Annotated in this window: 12 protein-coding genes; 6 read left to right on the top strand and 6 right to left on the bottom strand. The window is 52.7% G+C overall.

Annotated features, from left to right (window positions below; all coding sequences use genetic code 11):
• Positions 1–3: 3 nt before the first annotated feature.
• The 4 genes from INP78_RS05450 to thiS form a co-directional block, all read right to left on the bottom strand.
• Positions 4–1,209: a murein transglycosylase A gene (locus INP78_RS05450; protein WP_228522690.1), complete on the bottom strand. Its 1,206-nt coding sequence runs from the start codon at positions 1,207–1,209 to the stop codon at positions 4–6.
• Positions 1,210–1,294: 85 nt separating this feature from the next.
• Positions 1,295–1,678: a Co2+/Mg2+ efflux protein ApaG gene (gene apaG, locus INP78_RS05445; RefSeq protein WP_194741204.1), complete on the bottom strand. Its 384-nt coding sequence runs from the start codon at positions 1,676–1,678 to the stop codon at positions 1,295–1,297.
• 2 nt (positions 1,679–1,680) lie between these two features.
• The gene (locus tag INP78_RS05440; RefSeq protein WP_194741203.1) at positions 1,681–2,463 is read right to left on the bottom strand and encodes a thiazole synthase; all 783 of its coding nucleotides are present in this window, start codon (positions 2,461–2,463) and stop codon (positions 1,681–1,683) included.
• A 47-nt stretch (positions 2,464–2,510) separates the two neighbouring features.
• Positions 2,511–2,714, bottom strand: coding sequence for a sulfur carrier protein ThiS (gene thiS, locus INP78_RS05435; RefSeq protein WP_194741202.1), 204 nt, complete (start codon positions 2,712–2,714; stop codon positions 2,511–2,513).
• Between the two features lie 351 nt (positions 2,715–3,065).
• Between thiS and INP78_RS05430 the strand changes: the two genes are divergently transcribed.
• On the top strand, positions 3,066–3,254 hold the full coding sequence (locus INP78_RS05430) for a hypothetical protein (RefSeq protein WP_194741201.1): 189 nt from the start codon (positions 3,066–3,068) through the stop codon (positions 3,252–3,254).
• Positions 3,255–3,478: 224 nt separating this feature from the next.
• On the opposite strand, the gene gndA is transcribed toward INP78_RS05430, so the two are convergent.
• Together gndA and INP78_RS05420 are read right to left on the bottom strand one after the other, a co-directional pair.
• Positions 3,479–4,993, bottom strand: a complete 1,515-nt coding sequence (gene gndA, locus INP78_RS05425; RefSeq protein WP_194741200.1) for an NADP-dependent phosphogluconate dehydrogenase — start codon at positions 4,991–4,993, stop codon at positions 3,479–3,481.
• Positions 4,994–5,163: 170 nt separating this feature from the next.
• A complete protein-coding gene (locus INP78_RS05420) occupies positions 5,164–5,904 on the bottom strand; it encodes a dienelactone hydrolase family protein (protein ID WP_019883731.1) in 741 nt (246 codons plus the stop codon).
• 149 nt (positions 5,905–6,053) lie between these two features.
• On the opposite strand from INP78_RS05420, the gene INP78_RS05415 reads away from it, so the two are divergent.
• The 5 genes from INP78_RS05415 (at position 6,054) to hemE (ending at position 16,170) form a co-directional block, all read left to right on the top strand.
• Positions 6,054–7,037 (top strand): serine protease, encoded by a 984-nt coding sequence (locus INP78_RS05415; protein WP_194741199.1) that lies wholly within the window; start codon positions 6,054–6,056, stop codon positions 7,035–7,037.
• 63 nt (positions 7,038–7,100) lie between these two features.
• A complete protein-coding gene (hemL, locus tag INP78_RS05410; RefSeq protein WP_194741198.1) occupies positions 7,101–8,381 on the top strand; it encodes a glutamate-1-semialdehyde 2,1-aminomutase in 1,281 nt (426 codons plus the stop codon).
• Between the two features lie 363 nt (positions 8,382–8,744).
• Positions 8,745–13,415, top strand: coding sequence for a glutamate synthase large subunit (gene gltB / locus INP78_RS05405; protein ID WP_194741706.1), 4,671 nt, complete (start codon positions 8,745–8,747; stop codon positions 13,413–13,415).
• Positions 13,416–13,504: 89 nt separating this feature from the next.
• Positions 13,505–14,932, top strand: a complete 1,428-nt coding sequence (locus tag INP78_RS05400) for a glutamate synthase subunit beta (RefSeq protein WP_194741197.1) — start codon at positions 13,505–13,507, stop codon at positions 14,930–14,932.
• Positions 14,933–15,105: 173 nt separating this feature from the next.
• On the top strand, positions 15,106–16,170 hold the full coding sequence (gene hemE / locus INP78_RS05395; protein WP_194741196.1) for a uroporphyrinogen decarboxylase: 1,065 nt from the start codon (positions 15,106–15,108) through the stop codon (positions 16,168–16,170).
• Positions 16,171–16,189 lie beyond the last annotated feature (19 nt).

Genomic DNA, 16,189 nt, shown 5'->3' with positions numbered 1-16,189 from the left:
CAGCTAGTGCGGCAAGGGGAATGTTTTAGGCAACCACACCCACAACTGCCCTTGCTGGCGCATTGCGCCTGCCAGCTTGCCTGCAGGCTCGCCCTCACCCCAATAGACATCCGCCCGCACGCCGCCTTTAATGGCACCGCCGGTATCTTGCGCCTGCATCAGCTGCTGCAAGGGTGTGTCTGAATTTGGGTACGTGGTCGCCAGGTACACGGGCGCACCCAATGGAATATAAAACGGGTCGACCGCAATACTGCGCGCTGCGGTTAATGGCACGCCCAACGCCCCTAGCGGACCGGACAACCCTGCAGGTAAAAATTTAAAAAATACGTAACTAGGATTCGCATCCAGCAAGGCGCGCAATTCATCTGGATGTTGCTGGCCCCAGGTTTTAATGCCTTGCATGGAGGCTTCACTCGCTACCATCTCGCCACGCTCGACCAACAACTTGCCGATGGACTGGTATGGATGGCCGTTTTGGTCCGCGTAGCCCACCGGCAATCGTTCGCCGTTTTCAAGCTCGACAATACCCGAACCTTGCACCTGCAGGAAAAACGCTTCAACAGCATCATTGACCCATAACAGCTCGTTGCCCGCCAGTGGCGATGGCGCCTGCTCAATATCGGCCCGTGCGTAATAAGGGATTAATGACTGCCCTTGCAGGCGACCACGCACGCGCTTGTATTTGAGCTCCGGGAACAGCCCGGACAAATTCACCGTAATCAGGTCGCCTGGCGTTTTATACAGCGGCACCGGGTAGCGGGCGCTGGCGGTGCGGGCGCCTTTTAATACCGGCTGGTAATAGCCGGTCATCAAACCTTGCGACGCACCTTCTGGCTGCTGTGTCTGATATACATTGAAATATTGCTGCCAATAAGCCTGAATAGCAACGGCATCATCGGCCTTGACCAGCAAAGCCACAGCACAGACGGCTTGCCAGTCAGGCTTGTTTTTGAGTCCCTGGCAGCCTTGCATCCACGCGCGCCAGCTTGTAACCCAGTCCTCTTTGGCCAGCCCGGGCAATTCTGCCCAACTGGCAGGCTTTAACAGAGCATAAGGCTGCGTCGGCACATTACTCGCCGCTGGTTTTTCAGGCGGCTTAGCTGGTGTGATTGGTTTGGTGACGGGGGGGTTGGTCGCGGGCGGCACACTTTGGCAACTCGCTAGCAAGCACATGGAGGCCAGCACAATCGCTTGGCAAAGTTTAAGCATATGGTTGGCTATCACTGTGTTATTTTTTGCAATGTCGATATATGGCGTATGCATACGCCGGATTAAGTCAGCCGAATCAACACGCTTAGTGCAAACCGGCAGCCTGATGCAACCAAAAGGTCGGGATATCCACTTCAAACCAGTGACCATCCACCGCCACCATTTGATACGTGCCATACATTTCGCCACTGGGCGTGCTGAACATGACGCTGCTGGTGTAACTGTAATCTGCACCAGGTGCCAGCAAGGGCTGTTCACCCACCACACCCAGCCCTTTCACCTCGCGCACTTGCTGCATGGCATCAGTAATGACCCAATGACGGCTGATGAGTTGCACCGGCGTCTTACCGGTATTGCGGATGGTAATGGTGTAGGCATAGACATATTGCCCCGCCTCGGGTGACGATTGCGCGGCCAAATACTCGGTAACCACCGACACTTCACATGCATATAAGCCAGTATCCGTCACGATTAGCCTATCATGCCTGTGGTTGGGGAGCTTGGGCTGGCAGAATACAGTTTTTTCGCCATACGCCCAGCCAGGAATGACTCGCGACCCGCTTCAACCGCTTTTTTCATCGCGCTAGCCATCAGCACCGGGTCACGCGCCGCAGCAATCGCCGTGTTCATCAACACTCCGGCACAACCCAACTCCATGGCAATCGCCGCATCAGAGGCACAGCCGACTCCCGCATCGACCAGCACCGGGATCTTGGCACTTTCAATAATAATCTGCAGGTTCCACGGGTTTAAAATGCCCATGCCGGAACCAATCAACGAGGCCAGCGGCATCACGGCGACACAGCCGATGTCTTCCAGTTGCTTGGCAATAATCGGGTCATCCGAGGTATACACCATGACCTCAAATCCCTCTTTCACCAGCGTTTTGGCCGCGGCAATGGTCTCAGTCACATTCGGGTATAAGGTGTTAGGGTCACCCAGCACCTCCAGCTTGACCAGCTTATGGTCATCCAGCAACTCACGCGCCAGGCGCAAGGTGCGCACCGCATCCTCCGCACTGTAACAGCCAGCCGTATTTGGCAGATAGGTAAACTCGCCAGGTGGCAAATAATCCAGCAACGAGGGCTCATTAGCGTTTTGGCCAATATTGGTGCGGCGAATCGCAACAGTGACAATCTCAGCGCCACTGGCGTCAATCGCAGCGCGTGTCTGCGTAAAATCGGCGTATTTACCGGTGCCCACCAACAAACGGGACTGATAAGGCTTACCGGCGATGACCAAAGCGTCGTTCATATTCAAAACTCTCTATTCCATTCTTTTCAATACCAGGCAATCAATGACTAGCCGCCACCAACGGCGCCTACAATTTCCAATTTATCATCCGCCTGCAACTGCACGTCGGCAAATTGGCTGCGCGGCACAATATCGCCATTGCGCTCAATGGCAATGCGCTTGCCGGTGAGCTGCATATGCTCCACCAGCGCCAGCACGCTCATGGCCTCAGCGGGCAGTACCGTGGCTTTACCGTTGACAAAAATTTGCATGCCGCTCTTCATTTTTGATTAATCAAGCCGATATTTTACGAAAAATCAGCGCATTTGGCTTTCAGTTTTTCGTGCGCGGTCTTTTTTCATGTGTGGTGCAAGCACAAGCGTGCTTAAAGCCTGTCATCCGAACCGGATGGGCATGCGTTAAGGTGGGGAAACATGGCACCATGTTTGCTTGTATGTTGTAGCAATACAAATATGTCGTAAGAAATTGACAAGTTTGGTCATCACGGCAGAGTTCACATTGCTGTACAAGGAACTTTTTGTTAATTTTGGCGCCACATGCACGACGAACACAATTCGTCGTTTTGTGCCCCGAATATTGGAAATCCCAAAAGGAATATTGAAATGCAAACCGCTCAGTCACACCAAGCCACTCCGTCCAAGCTTTTTTTAGTGGACGAAATTTATGCACCAAGCCTGAACCCTTCTGCCGCCAACCTGGCAGATGCCAAGGCAGCCATTGAAGCACAGCAACACACGAAAGCCATTAACGAGTTACACCGCTTTCTAGAGTCCAGCTGCGACTGCGTTTAATCACGCAGCATTCGCTGGCGCAAGGCCCGGTTTCGGGTCACGATTTTTACTCAATGCAGACACATGCGTTGAGTCTCAATACACTGATCTGAACTCAGCCTGTAGCTGGCTTTGCTTCCCCTAAAACAGGGCTTCTGATCATTCCACAAAAAAAGATGGCGACTAGCGCCATCTTTTTTATTTGCCCGTGAGACGGGCACCATTGCGGGTGCCCAACAAAGCACTTACTCAATCGCCAATTGCGGACGACCCGCCTCTGGCCAATCCAGGTGGAAGAACTGACCACGCGGTTGGTCTTTACGCTCATAAGTATGCGCGCCAAAGTAATCACGCTGACCTTGCAACAGGTTTGCAGGCAAATCTGCACTTCTGTAACCATCATAATATGCCAACGCCGCGGCAAAGCCTTGCGCCGGGATACCATTGGTCACTGCCAGCGCAATCACTTTACGCCAGCCGGCCTGACCATCGTTCATCGCATTGGTGAAGTATGGATCCAGCATCAGGTTTTTCAGGCGTGAATTCAATGCATAAGCATCGGTGATTTTTTGCAGGAAACGCGCACGGATGATACAACCACCACGCCAGATCTGGGCAATCTCACCGAAGTTGAGTTTCCAGTTATAAGCCACTTGTGCTTTGTCGATGAGTTGGAAGCCTTGTGCGTAAGCGCAGATTTTGGAGCAATACAAGGCATTCTTGATTGCTTCAATAATGGCGGCCTTGTCTTTCTCTTGCACAATCGCCGGACCTTTAAGGATTTTGCTCGCTTCTACGCGCTCTTCTTTCAAGCTGGACAACGCACGGGCATACACCGCGGCAGCAATTGCGTTCGCAGGCGCACCGAGCTCCAGCGCGTTGGCAGCGGTCCATTGACCTGTGCCTTTTTGACCGGCGGTATCCAGGATTTGGTCAACCAGGAAGCCTTTGCCCGCAGGGTCTTTTTGTTGCAGGATATCGGCAGTGATTTCGATCAGGAAACTGGACAATTCACCTTTGTTCCACTCGGCAAATACTTTACCGATTTCATCGGCTGGCATGCCCAACAAGTTTTTCATCAACCAGTAGGCTTCGCAAATCAACTGCATATCGATGTATTCAATGCCGTTGTGCACCATTTTCACATAATGGCCAGCCCCGTCAGGGCCGATATATTCCGCACAAGAGAAACCACCTTCCACCGGTTTGCCTGGTGTGCCACCTTCTAAAGGTGCGCCGGTCACTGGGTCAACTTTGGCCGCAATATCACGCCAGATTGGCTCAAGGCTAGACCAGGCCTTACGGGTGCCAGATGGCATCAATGAAGGGCCAAAACGCGCACCGGTTTCACCTCCGGACACGCCAGAGCCAATAAACTCGATGCCTTTGGCAGCCAGCTCTTTTTCACGACGGATGGTATCTGTCCACAAGGCATTGCCACCATCAATAATAATGTCGCCCTGCTCCAAAAATGGCAGCAAAGCGTTAATCGTCACGTCAGTCGCGCTACCGGCTTTCACCAGCAGCACAATTTTACGAGGACGTTTGATGCTCAATACAAAAGAAGCCAGATCGGCATGACCAACCACGCGCTCGTGCGAAGGCTCGTTCTTTTTGCATTCCTCAATGAAGTTCAGCATTTTTTTTGGGTCACGGTTATAGACCGCAATGGTATAGCCGTGATCCGCAATGTTAAGTGCCAGGTTTTGGCCCATCACTGCCAATCCCACCAATCCAATATCCGCATTTTTTGTAGTCATAGTTATCTCTAATAAATGGTTAATTTAGTTGTAAAAAAAGCACAGGCTTTTGGCCTGTGCTTGGACTAAGGTATGTATTGAATATTGCATGCTCGTTGTGTTGAAATTCGCAACTGGCATACTATATTCAGCACCGTAGTTTTCTTTCACTCAAGTTTGCTAGCTATCACTTACTTGAGTACGTTTCCGAACATTTGCAAGGTCAATTGATACCCCAGGTTGACCAACTGCGCATCATAACGTTCACCTTCATCGCGCATAAAGGCATGTTGCCCGTTAAATTCATGCCAGGTGTAATGCAAACCAGGCAAGGCGGCAAAGCGGTTATAAAGCTCGGCGCGCTTATCGCCCGGGATATGCGGGTCTTGCTTGCCCCAGATCATGAGCAGCTCGCCTTTGATCTCGTTGACGCGCTCCATGCTGTGCTGGCCTGGTTTGTTAGGAATAATATTGGTGTGCAAATCGGTAGCATAGAAGCAGGCCGTTGCTTTCACTTCTGGCTGTAAAGCCGCACGGAAAGCCAGGTGGCCACCAATACAGAAGCCTGCGGCCCCCAGGTTGCCGTCATACCAGGCCTGAGCGTTCAGGTAATCAATCATGGCACGGTTGTCGGTGTCATACGCTTGCACGTCTTTGGCCATTTTGTCGGCATTGCCTTTGTCGCGGCCAGCGTCGTCATAACCTAATACCGTGCCAATCGGATTCAACTCATGAAACACTTCCGGCACCAGCACGGCATAGCCATGACCGGCTAAAAAGCGTGCAGCACGCTCAATTGGGCCAGTTTGCTGAAAGATTTCAGAGTAAAACAAAACCGCTGGCACCTTGCCATCGTGTTTTGGACGATGAACATAAGTACGCATCACCCCGGTCGGAGTGTTCAAATCGACGATTTCGCTTGTAATCAGCATGGTAAATCCTTAAGACAATCAAAAATATCGGCTATTCTAGCGCTGTTTGCATGCCTTTTCACGGCTTTGTGGGCTGGAATGCATTTTTTTTGCATTTTCGGGTCGAAATTGGATTGGAATCACCATTGCAGCCTGTCATTGGAGTTTATATGCGCTTATTGCCCAACATCTTTACATTGATAGCTTACGGCCTGCTGACACAGGCGGCACATGCCCAGCCCGACCTGGACCTGGTTTACCACCTCAAAGCCTCGGTAGTCAAAGTGCATGCCTTGACCAATAGCGGCGGCCACGGTGTCGGCAGCGGTGTCGTCGTCGATAAAGACACCGTCGCCACCAATTGCCATGTGGTCGCAAACAGCAACGGCATTAGCATTTCCAAGTTTGGCGATAGCATGAGCCCGGTCGAGATGATTGCCGACTGGCGACACGATATCTGCCTGCTGAAATTTAAATATCTTGAATTACCAGCGGTCAAACTCGCTTCAGTCGCCTCACTGCATTATGGCGACGAGGTATTTTCGATTGGCTTTCCGGGCGGCCCGCCCAAACCACAGACCATCGCAGGCAAGGTCCGCGCCTTATATCCTTACGATGGCAGCCTGATTGTGCGCACGGATGCTGCCTTTATCATGGGTTCCAGTGGCAGCCCGACATTCAACCGTGCGGGTGAGCTCGTATCCCTAAGCACCTTTAAAAGCCCGGGCAAAGATGCTTATTTTTACAGCGTGCCAGTGGAGTGGATACGAAACTTGATGCAACATAGCGCCGCAACCACCACCACGCCCGATGCCACGGCCTTTTGGGATGCGCCCGCAGAGGCGCGCCCGTATTGGATGCAAGTGGTACAGCCTTATCAAACGGGAGATTGGCAGGCGCTAGAAAGCATTGCGCGCGCATGGCTTACGCAAGAGCCACAATCGGCGGAGGCTAATTTTTACCTGGGCAGTGCGCTACATGGCCAAGGGCAAGCTGCTCCGGCCCAGCAAGCCTACGAACGCGCAGCCGGCTTGCAGCCAGACCATATTGACGCCTGGCGCGGCCTCGCCATCCTGGCACAACAGACACAGCAAGCCACATTACTCAGCAACGCCGAGCAACATATCCAGCAGCTAGATAGCCAGGCGCGCTAGCATGATCAAGCCCGCGCGCTCTGATAGAATACGTTTTTTTGATGTTTACCAGATTGCCTATCCATGACCTCTCGCAACCAGCAATTATTTGAAAAATCCCAGCAACTGATCCCCGGCGGCGTCAATTCGCCAGTGCGCGCGTTTCGCAGCGTGGGCGGCACGCCTATCTTCTTTAAAAAAGGCCTGGGGTCCAAGCTGTGGGATGTCGATGGCAAGGAATATATCGACTATATCAACTCCTGGGGGCCGATGATTTTGGGGCATGCGCATCCCGAGGTGATTGCTGCCGTGCAACAAGCGGCCGCCAACAGCCTGAGTTTTGGCGCACCGACCGGCCTCGAACTGGAAATGGCCGAACTGCTAAACACCCTGGTGCCCAGCATGGAGCAAGTGCGCCTGGTCAGCAGCGGCACCGAAGCGACGATGAGCGCCATCCGCGTGGCGCGCGGGTTCACCAAGCGCAGCAAAATCATCAAGTTTGAAGGCTGCTACCACGGCCACGCCGATGCTTTATTAGTGAAGGCAGGCTCCGGCCTGCTGACCTTTGGCGAGCCAAGCTCTGCCGGGGTGCCGCCAGAAGTGGCTGCCCACACCTTGACGCTGGACTACAACAACACGCAAATGCTCAAAGACACCTTCGCCAGCATTGGTGATGAAATCGCCTGTGTGATTCTGGAACCCGTGGTCGGCAATATGAACCTGATTGTGCCGCAACAGGAATTCCTGCAAACCCTGCGCGAACTGTGTACCCAGCACGGTAGCGTACTGATTTTTGACGAAGTGATGACCGGCTTCCGCGTGGCATTGGGCGGCGCACAGGCTTTGTATGGCATCACGCCTGATATGACCACCTTGGGCAAAGTCATCGGCGGCGGCTTGCCAGTGGGTGCCTTTGGCGGCCGTAAAGATATTATGGGTGTACTAGCACCATTAGGCCCGGTCTATCAGGCAGGCACACTGTCTGGTAACCCAGTTGCAGTGACTGCAGGCCTGACCACCTTAAAACTGGTGCAAGCCCCCGGCTTTTATGAAAAACTGACGGCACAAACAGCCAAACTGACGGATGGCCTGACGCAAGCGGCCAAAGCCGCAGGCGTGACTTTTAGCGCACAAAGCGTAGGCGGCATGTTTGGCCTTTATTTCAGCGCCAGCAACCCAAGCAGTTATGCCGAGATGATGCAGGCAGATAAAAATGCCTTTAACAAATTCTTTCATAGCATGCTGGACAGCGGCATCTATCTTGGCCCCTCCGCGTTTGAAGCGGGCTTTGTCTCAGCCGCACATACCGACGCAGATATTGCCCAAACCGTACAAGCAGCAGCCACTGCTTTTGCCAGCCTCTAAATCGACCTGAAAACAACCTGTACGCGCCTGCGTGCAGGTTGTATCAAATGCCGCTAATCACGCCTTTTCAAATATCTGAAGGCAATCCGCGTTCCAGATTTATTTTTTAGCGCAAAAACCTGTTTTTCTAAATAAAAACAGCACCATCCTCACAAACACCCACTCAATCTCGCCAGACACAATTGTCTTTTCAACGCTGTTTACTGCGATTTTTAATGGTAAATAAAAACCATTCTCAATTGAAATAAAAAAATGGATTTATCCGTTATTTAACGCAGGCTAAACAATTGAAATTGCTAAACTTTAACGGTATCATTGAAGGTTCCTCCAAATGTTTTGTAAGTGAAGAATCTGGCAATGGACATGCAGTCTGACAACAACGTGATGAGTGTTTCTCAAGATCCCGCAACCGCTCTGGACGACCAGTTTGGTTTAGCTCCCCAATCCCAGGGTTTATACGACAGACGCCACGAAAAGGATAGCTGTGGCGTGGGCTTTGTGGCCCATATCAAAGGCCAAAAGAGCCACGATATCGTCGCCAAGGGCCTGCAACTGCTGGATAACCTGACGCACCGTGGTGCGACCGGTTACGACCCTAAACTGGGTGACGGCGCTGGCTTGCTGATGCAAATGCCTGACACCTTCATGCGCGAAGAAGCGGCCAAGCTGGGTATGACCCTGCCTGCCGCAGGCCAATACGCCGTGGGCCAGGCTTTCCTGCCACAAAATGCAGACAACCGCGCCAAATGCGAAGCCATTTTTGCGCAAATCATCGCTGAAGAAAACCAGACCTTGCTGGGCTGGCGCGATGTGCCTGTGGACAACAGCAACATCGCGGATGCCGCGCGTGCCGTTGAGCCAGTGATGCGCCAGGTATTTATTGCCAGCACGGCCACTGACAGCACTGTTTTTGAACGCAAATGTTTTGTCATTCGCAAGCGTATTGAGCATGCGATTCGCGCGCTCAACCTGCAAGACAAAGCGCAGTTCTACATGCCTTCATTCTCTTCCCGCACCATTGTCTACAAAGGCATGTTGCTAGCGAACGAAGTAGGCATCTACTACACAGACCTGAAAGATGCGCGCGTGGTCTCGGCATTAGCCCTGGTGCACCAGCGTTTTTCTACCAACACGTTCCCGGCCTGGGATCTGGCCCACCCATTCCGCATGATTGCGCACAACGGTGAAATCAACACCGTACAAGGCAACGTTAACTGGATGGCGGCACGTCACGAAACCATGAAGTCTGCCGTATTGGGCGAAGACCTGGAAAAACTGTGGCCATTGATCGCCGAAGGCCAGTCCGACTCCGCTTGTTTCGACAACTGCCTGGAACTGTTGGTCGCTGGTGGATATAGCCTGCCGCACGCCATGATGATGCTGATCCCGGAAGCCTGGGCTGGCAATCCATTGATGGATGAGGACCGCCGCGCGTTCTACGAATATCACGCAGCACTGATGGAGCCATGGGATGGCCCGGCTGCGGTTGCGTTCACCGACGGCAAAATGATCGGCGCCACCCTGGACCGTAACGGCTTGCGCCCGGCACGCTACCTGGTGACAGAAGACGACATCGTCATGATGGCGTCTGAAATGGGTGTGATCACCTTCCCACAAGAAAAAATCGTTAAAAAATGGCGCTTGCAGCCAGGCAAAATGTTGCTGATAGACATGGAGCAAGGCCGCATCATTGATGACGAAGAAGTAAAAACAGAATTGGCCCAAGCCAAGCCTTACCGCCAATGGATTGAACAAACTCGCTTCCACCTGACCGAGTTGCCAAATGTTGGCAACGGCGAAGTCACCCTGAACTCTGACTTGCTGGATACGCAGCAGGCGTTTGGTTACTCACAGGAAGACCTGAAGTTTGTGTTGCAGCCTATGCTGGATAACGGCGAAGAAGGTTCTGGCTCCATGGGTAACGACGCGGCATTGCCAGTGCTGTCCAACAAAGCCAAAACGTTGTACAACTACTTCAAGCAGCTGTTCGCACAAGTGACCAACCCGCCAATTGACCCGATTCGTGAAGAGTTGGTGATGTCTTTGGTGACGTTTATTGGCCCGAAACCTAACCTGCTGGCAGTGGATGAAACCAACCCGCCATTGCGCCTGGAAAGCAGCCAACCGGTACTAAGCCTGGACGGCCTGGAAAAACTCAAACAAATAGAGTCCCTGACCAAAGGCCAGTTCAAGTCTATCGTACTGGACCTGACTTACGACGCTGCCAAAGGTAAAGCAGGCATGAAACAGGCACTGGACATCTTGCATGACCAGGCTGAGAAAGCCGTACATGACGGTTACAACGTCTTAATTCTGTCTGACCGCAGCGTGTCTGCCAGCCGCATCGCGATTCCAGCGCTGCTGGCCTGCTCTGCAACCCATGAATTCCTGGTTAAAGCAGGCTTGCGTACCAGCACAGGCCTAGTGATTGACACTGGTTCTGCACGTGAAGTGCACCATTTCGCCCTGTTGGCAGGTTACGGCGCCGAAGCAGTTTGCCCATGGTTGGTGTATGAAACCATGAAGACCATGACCAGCGATGTTGAAAAAGCTGGCAAAAACTTCGTCAAAGCGATTGGCAAAGGCTTGTACAAAGTCATGTCCAAAATGGGCATCTCCACTTACCAGTCTTACTGCGGCGCACAGATTTTCGAAGCGATCGGCCTCAACAGCCAATTCGTCAACGATTACTTCACTGGCACCGTGAGCCAGATTGAAGGCATCGGCCTGGAGCAAGTCGCAGAAGAAACCGTGCGCTTGCATAGCCAGGCCTTTGGTACCGACCCGGTATTGTCTAATGCACTGGAAGCCGGTGGCGAATATGCCTTCCGCGTCCGCGGCGAAGAGCACTTGTGGACACCACAGTCCATCAGCAAGCTGCAAAATGCGACCCGTACTGGTCAGTATGACACTTATAAAGAGTATGCCGCTCTGATTAACGACCAGACCCGCCGTCACATGACCTTGCGCGGCCTGTTCGAAATCAAATCGGCAGGCAAAGCGATTCCGCTGGATCAGGTGGAATCGGCCAAAGACATCGTCAAGCGCTTTGCCACTGGCGCCATGTCACTGGGCTCCATCTCTACCGAAGCGCACGCCACACTGGCAATTGCGATGAACCGTATTGGCGGTAAGTCCAACACTGGTGAAGGTGGTGAAGACGTTAAACGTTTTATTCCGGTACAAGTGGATTCCAGCATTGCCAAAGTACTGGGCTCTGACCTGATTGAAGCCGACGTCGCCTTGAAGGCTGGCGACTCCATGCGCTCACGCATCAAGCAAGTGGCTTCCGGCCGCTTTGGTGTGACAGCTGAATACTTAAGCAGCGCCGACCAGATTCAGATCAAGATGGCGCAGGGTGCTAAACCGGGTGAAGGCGGCCAATTACCAGGCCATAAAGTTTCCCCATACATTGCGAAACTGCGTTTCTCAGTGCCTGGCGTAGGCTTGATCTCACCACCACCTCACCACGATATTTATTCGATTGAAGATTTGGCGCAGCTGATTCATGACCTGAAAAACGCCAATCCAAAAGCGTCTATTTCAGTGAAACTGGTATCAGAAACTGGTATTGGTACTGTCGCTGCTGGCGTGGCAAAAGCCAAGTCCGACCACATTGTGGTGGCAGGTCATGACGGTGGTACTGGCGCTTCGCCAATTTCATCCATCAAGCATGCCGGTACGCCATGGGAACTCGGCCTGGCCGAAACCCAGCAGACCCTGGTATTGAACCAGCTGCGCGGCCGTGTCGTGTTGCAAGTGGATGGTCAGATGAAAACTGGCCGTGACGTATTGATTGGCGCCCTGCTGGGTGCAGATGAATTCGGCTTTGCCACTGCACCACTGGTGGTTGAAGGCTGTATCATGATGCGTAAGTGTCACTTGAACACCTGCCCGGTTGGCGTGGCGACACAAGACCCAGAGCTGCGCAAGAAATTTACTGGCCAGCCAGAGCACGTCGTCAATTACTTCTTCTTCGTTGCTGAAGAAGTGCGTGAATTGATGGCCAGCATTGGTATTGCCAAGTTTGATGACCTGATCGGTCGCGCAGACTTGCTGGACATGAAAGCCGGTATCGAGCACTGGAAAATCAATGGCCTGGACTTCAGCAAGGTATTCCACCTGCCAGAAATGCCAGCCAGCGTGTCACGCAAAAACAATGATGTACAAGATCACGGCCTGGTCAAAGCACTGGACAATCAATTGATTGAACTGGCAAAACCAGCGTTGGAAAAAGGCGAAAAAGTCAGCATCGCGCTACCTATCGTCAACACCAACCGTACCGTGGGCACCATGTTGTCACACGAAGTCGCCAGCCGTTATGGTCATGCAGGCTTGCCGGATGACACCATCAGCGTCAAGTTTACAGGGACTTCCGGTCAGAGCTTTGCCGCATTCCTGGCTAAAGGCATCACCTTTGAGCTGACAGGTGAAGGTAACGACTACGTCGGTAAAGGCTTGTGTGGCGGTCGCATCATTATCAAACCGCCCGCAACTTTCCGTGGCTTGTCTTACGAGAACATTATTGTCGGCAACACCGTCATGTACGGTGCTACCACCGGCCAGAGCTTCTTGAGCGGCGTTGCAGGCGAACGTTTCTGCGTACGTAACTCTGGTGCAACTGCAGTGGTTGAAGGCGTGGGTAACCACGGTTGTGAATACATGACTGGCGGTACCGTGCTGGTACTGGGTCCAACCGGCCAGAACTTTGCAGCGGGCATGAGCGGTGGTATCGCCTATGTCTACGACATTGACGGCAAATTTGCCCAACGTTGCAACATGAGCATGGTGTCACTGGACAAAGTGGAAGCCGCAGAAGCCGATGTTGGTAAAGTGCAGCACATGGGCCAACCTGATGAAGTGATTCTGAAGGGCCTGATTGAGCAGCACTTGGCATTAACAGGCAGCCCGCGCGCCAAAGACTTGCTGGCTGACTGGCCTGCTTCACGTGCGAAATTCGTTAAAGTATTCCCGAATGAATACAAACGCGCACTGACCGAAATGGCAGCCGCTTCTGCCAAACAAGCCGCTTAATCGTTTTTGTTAATTAAATGCCCCGCGTATTCGCGGGGCCTTATTCAAGGTTGCGTCCATAGCAAGCAACAGGGAAGAGATGATTTCACATGGGTAAAGTCACAGGTTTCATGGAATTTGACCGTCTGTCAGAAGAAAATCTGCCAGTCAAAGATCGCGTCAAAAACTACAAAGAGTTCGTCCTGCATTTGACAGACGACCAGGCCAAACAGCAAGGTGCGCGCTGCATGGATTGCGGCATTCCTTTCTGTACGACTGGCTGTCCAATCAACAACATCATTCCTGACTGGAATGACCTGGTCTATCACCAGGACTGGCGCAGTGCGATTGATGTATTGCACTCCACCAACAACTTCCCTGATTTCACCGGCCGCATTTGCCCGGCCCCTTGTGAAGCAGCCTGTACCTTAAACATCAACAATGACGCCGTGGGCATTAAGTCCATTGAGCACGCCATTATTGATAAAGCCTGGGAAAACGGCTGGGTCACCCCGCAGATCAACCCGAACAAAACCGGCAAAAACATTGCCGTGGTTGGCTCAGGCCCCGCAGGCCTGGCAGCGGCGCAGCAGTTAGCTCGCGCGGGCCACAGCGTCACCGTGTTCGAGAAAAATGACCGTATCGGCGGCTTGCTGCGTTACGGCATCCCTGACTTCAAACTGGACAAATCCAATATCGATCGTCGCGTTGCCCAAATGGAAGCCGAGGGCGTGACGTTCAAAGTCAATCAATACGTCGGTGAGAACGTCAGCGCAGCAGATCTTGAGCGTGACTTTGATGCCGTGATCCTGGCCGGTGGTGCTGAATTGCCACGTGACTTGCCAGTGCCAGGCCGTGAGCTCGATGGCGTGCATTTCGCCATGGACTTTTTGACCCCAAACAACAAAATGGTGGCCGGTGACACGGTGCCTAACCAGATCAAAGCCACAGGCAAACATGTCGTTGTTATCGGCGGTGGTGACACCGGCTCTGACTGCGTTGGTACCTCTAACCGCCATGGCGCCGCTAGCGTTACTCAATTTGAGTTGATGCCGCAGCCACCAGAAAAGGAAAATAAATCCCTGGTATGGCCAAACTGGCCACTCAAAATGCGCACTTCCAGCTCACACGAAGAAGGCGCAGACCGCGACTGGTCTATCACAACCAAAGAACTGATCGGCGAGAACGGAAAACTGACCGCGCTCAAAGGCGCACGCGTTGAGTGGAAAGACGGCAAAATGGTAGAAGTACCAGGTTCCGAATTCACCATCAAAGCTGACCTGGTATTTTTGGCCATGGGTTTTGTCTCACCGATACAAAAAGTGCTGGATGCATTTGGTGTAGAGAAAGACAACCGCGGCAATGCCAAAGCCACCACTGATGGCGAAGGCTGCTACAAAACGAGCAAAGCCAAGGTGTTTGCTGCTGGCGATATCCGCCGCGGCCAATCCCTGGTAGTTTGGGCGATCCGTGAAGGCCGCCAGTGTGCGCGTGAAGTAGATGCGTTCCTGATGGGCAGCTCTACGCTGCCACGCTAATACAGCCCACTGGCAAATCCAAAAACGCCGATGACCTTCATCGGCGTTTTTTATTTGTCATAACGCAAAAAAACCACATTCTTTCAGGTGAAACATCAGCTTGGCCTTTATAATCATGCTTTTACATTTTGTTGACCTGCCCGTGCTTCATTAGGCGCTCACCATTAAATCAAATGACTCAACTGCAAAACGACACCTTTTTGCGCGCACTGATGCGCCAACCTACTGAATACACCCCGGTCTGGATGATGCGCCAGGCTGGGCGCTACCTGCCAGAATACCGAGAAAGCCGTAAGACGGCAGGCAGTTTTATGCAACTGTGCCAAAGCCCGTCTTTTGCAACAGAAGTGACCTTGCAGCCACTGGACCGCTATCCACAACTGGATGCGGCCATTCTGTTTAGCGACATATTGACCGTGCCGGACGCCATGGGGCTGGGCTTGTATTTTGAAGAAGGTGAAGGCCCGAAATTTGAGCGTACCTTGCAGGCTGAAGAAGATATTCTGAAACTGGAAGTGCCAGACATGGCCAAACTGCAATACGTGTTTGATGCCGTCAGCAGCATCCGCAAAGCGCTCAATGGCCGTGTGCCGCTGATCGGTTTCTCCGGCAGTCCATGGACGCTGGCCACCTATATGGTCGAAGGCAAAGGCGGTACCGATTTTCTTAATACCAAGAAAATGGGCTACGCCAGACCAGAATTGCTGCATCGCATTCTGGAAATCACGTCACAAACAGTGATTCAATACCTGAATGCACAAATTGCTGCAGGCGCCCAAGCGGTGATGATTTTTGACTCCTGGGGCGGCGCGCTGTCGCATGACGCTTACATCGAATTTTCGCTGAATTATATGCAGAAAATCGTCGCTGGACTGACCAAGACCGCGGAAGGTAAAACGGTGCCCAGCATCGTCTTCACCAAAGGTGGGGGCTTGTGGCTGGAACAACAAGCGGCGATTGGCGCAGAAGCATTAGGCCTGGACTGGACAGTCAATCTCGCACAAGCACGCCAGCGTGTAGGTACCCAGGTTGCCTTGCAAGGTAATATGGACCCAGCCATTTTGCTAAGCTCACCGGCTGCGATTGAAAAAGAAGTCGCTCGCATCCTCGCCAGCTACGGCAATGGTCATGGCCACGTGTTCAACCTGGGTCATGGCATCACGCAATGGACGCCGCCCGAGCATGCTGCCTGCATGCTGGAAACACTACGCAAACTGAGTCCGCAATACCACTTGTAATACATGCTTAATAAAAAAC

Origin of the sequence: Methylophilus sp. 14 (genome assembly GCF_015354345.1) — a bacterium.
Classification (GTDB): domain Bacteria; phylum Pseudomonadota; class Gammaproteobacteria; order Burkholderiales; family Methylophilaceae; genus Methylophilus.
The sequence above is the reverse complement of the archived record's forward strand: the minus strand, read 5'-3'. Positions and strand labels throughout refer to the sequence as shown.